This is a genomic window from Microcoleus sp. S13_B4 (genome assembly GCF_036700885.1).
Classification (GTDB): Bacteria; Cyanobacteriota; Cyanobacteriia; order Cyanobacteriales; family Microcoleaceae; genus Microcoleus.
In genome coordinates this window covers 1-1,993 of sequence record NZ_JAUBPU010000140.1, presented here as the reverse complement: position 1 = coordinate 1,993, position 1,993 = coordinate 1, and the positions used below count along the sequence as shown (strand labels likewise).

General features: G+C 42.6%; 2 protein-coding genes. Both read left to right on the top strand.

The annotated features are described in order from the left end of the window. Nucleotides 1–533 precede the first annotated feature (533 nt). Nucleotides 534–836: a hypothetical protein gene (locus QT994_RS27580; RefSeq protein WP_333050816.1), complete on the top strand. Its 303-nt coding sequence runs from the start codon at nucleotides 534–536 to the stop codon at nucleotides 834–836. Nucleotides 837–1,128: 292 nt separating this feature from the next. Then, nucleotides 1,129–1,815 (top strand): transposase, encoded by a 687-nt coding sequence (locus QT994_RS27575; RefSeq protein WP_333050814.1) that lies wholly within the window; start codon nucleotides 1,129–1,131, stop codon nucleotides 1,813–1,815. The last annotated feature ends 178 nt before the right edge of the window (nucleotides 1,816–1,993 follow it).

Below are 1,993 nucleotides of genomic sequence, written 5' to 3'. Positions count from 1 at the left end.
TAATAATTAAGTGGGGTCGTAAAATCAAAAATAAGGGCAATGCTTGTATCACAGTTTAAATGTGCAACAGCTTATGACAGCTAGATAGTTTTCTAAGCCAGAGGCGTTTTCCTGGATTCCATTCAAATTCCAGAAAGAAGTATCCATGCCTTTTTCCGCTTCTGCTTCACAACCGCTAAATTCTCGCTTTCCTTTTATTTTTAACACTCAATTGCTTAGTAAGTGATGTATAATAATGCAAAGAAAAAAGCAGATTAATTCCAAAAAATACCAAAGTTAAAACCAATGTAAAAAAAGACGTAAACGACAGCCTTGAAGTCATCGTAAACATCGCCAAAATGATTGAGCAAAGCCCAAAACCGGAAGCAAAAGAACTTAAAAGCAGCAACCGCACCTTAGACATAGTTTAATTTAAAGATTATCAGTAAAATGCACTCTTGGCATCTACAGACGAGTGCCACATGATACTTATTACTATATAGCGGAATTGCTCAGTTCCGCCAAGGGCAAAATGACTGCTTTCCTAAAAATGTTTGAATTATACAGAAAAATACAGCCCGCGCTCTTGTAAACTCCTGTTGCCCAACTTAATGTCAATCAAAGGAATTCCCCAGCCGCCGCGAGCATTCCACCTTTCGCCGTACAGTCACCGCAGTCGCAATCGCGCTGACAGCAAAGTATTCGCTTCCAAAACCGCGCTTTCCCTGAGAGTCCAAACATTGCCAAAATCCACCAACGGCGTCACCTGCAAAACTCCTTGTTTGTCGTCGGTGCGCTTGCATCGGATATCGCAACTCGGCTGGGCGTTGCTGAATCAAGGGATGATGAACTTATAGTGCGATCGAAGACAAGCGAGAATGATTTCTTTGATTTTGATACGGAAGTGGAACATCTGCAAATTTTAGATAGTGAATTACTGTAGTTTAGACTAAATAAAGATGAGAACGGTGGCTTTCAGAAGAACTAGAGCCACCGCGCCGGGAGAGAATAAGGGTGAAAAAGAAAACCTATCCACTCCCTTAATGAACAGTGAACTATTAAAGGACTTTCGTCAAGCAGCATACGAGTTATTGGTGCTGGCCTCATATGCAACATTCGAGCTCATGGATGCAGTAATGACAACAAGGAATGCGGCTTGTTTGGCGGAATTTTCGCGAGCGTCCGCTATTCAATCGTCAATGGTCAAGCGTCTATGAAGCCTTACAAGACTGTAGACCAGACCGGAAAAAACGGATGATGCTGTATATCAAGCAATTACAGCAGCAAGTACCTACAACAGAACATATATTAATGGCAATTGACCACACTGCATGGGCGAGACCCGATGCCAAAACCTTAAAAGACAGAACCCATGAATATGAGAATGGCTCCATTGTTGGACAGGGGTACAGTACAATTGCGTGGATACCAGAAGCTCAAGGAAGTTGGGCATTACCCCTACTCCATGAAAGAATTAGTAGTGGGTCTTCACCCATACTTCAAGCAGCTTCGCAACTCAAACTTGTATGTGAACAGAGCGTCAACCCCGTCTTAGCAGTTTTAGATCGAGAATATGGCAATGCAAAGTGGGTACTGGCGCAAGCAGATATTCAAGCTGATTGTTTAATGAGAGTCCGAAAGAATGCGTGTTTCTGGTCAGCACCACCAGCCTATAGTGGTCGCGGTAGACCACGTAAGCACGGGCAGAAAATGAAACTCAATGACCCAAGCAAATGGCTCCAAGCGGATGCTGTGATTGAAATTGACGAACATCCACAGTTGGGACCAGTCCGAGTCAGGCAATGGCTTGACTTACAGCACTTTCGAGGTAAGTGAAGTACAGCAAAACCTGGTTTCTTGAATAAAACCGATTTCTGGCGAGAAATCCAGAAGAAACCGGGTTTCTGGGGTGTACTTCATAAACCGGGAATCCGCTGTAAGTAGTTAAGCAAAATTAATTACATAATTATCTCCAAATTCTTTAAGAATTTTTTCTACAGATGAAACAAGAGAT

Coding starts and splice junctions, on each gene's coding strand:
- QT994_RS27575 (WP_333050814.1), top strand. CDS start 1,129: ATGCGGCTTGTTTGGCGGAATTTTCGCGAGCGTCCGCTATTCAATCGT.